The organism is Pseudomonas sp. PS02303, assembly GCF_029959925.1.
Classification (GTDB): Bacteria; Pseudomonadota; Gammaproteobacteria; order Pseudomonadales; family Pseudomonadaceae; genus Aquipseudomonas; species Aquipseudomonas mandelii.
Map to the genome: position 1 here is coordinate 1 of NZ_JASCOM010000559.1, position 530 is coordinate 530.

The 530-nt window shown below is 47.2% G+C and carries 2 tRNA genes and 1 rRNA gene; all 3 read right to left on the bottom strand.

Going from position 1 to position 530, the window contains the following annotated elements:
* Positions 1–206: 206 nt before the first annotated feature.
* Positions 207–282 (bottom strand) — tRNA-Ala (locus QMX98_RS34840).
* A gap of 27 nt (positions 283–309) precedes the next feature.
* Positions 310–386 (bottom strand) — tRNA-Ile (locus QMX98_RS34845).
* Positions 387–468: 82 nt separating this feature from the next.
* Positions 469–530, bottom strand: a 16S ribosomal RNA gene (locus tag QMX98_RS34850); the annotation flags it as partial.

Genomic DNA, 530 nt, shown 5'->3' on the forward strand with positions numbered 1-530 from the left:
GCCGAAAATTCGATAATACTCAATTAAGAGCAACTCACAAATTTTACCTTAGCCTGATCCGTTACCAGTGAAAGTAACGTTCAGTCTATCTTTCTATCACATACCCAAATTTTTAAAGAACGATCTAGCCAAAGACTAGAAATCAACATTCACCATCATCACAATGGAATGCTCATTTCTAAGCTTTCAACAAACAGAAGCAGTAGTGGTGGAGCCAAACGGGATCGAACCGTTGACCTCCTGCGTGCAAGGCAGGCGCTCTCCCAGCTGAGCTATGGCCCCGTATTTCTACAGGTTCCCACACAAAATTGGTGGGTCTGGGCAGATTCGAACTGCCGACCTCACCCTTATCAGGGGCGCGCTCTAACCAACTGAGCTACAGACCCAATTTCGGGCTGCTTCTTATCGTCTTCTTCAATGAATCAAGCAATTCGTGTGGGAACTTATGGAGCAGCTGATGTCGTCGATTAAGGAGGTGATCCAGCCGCAGGTTCCCCTACGGCTACCTTGTTACGACTTCACCCCAGTCA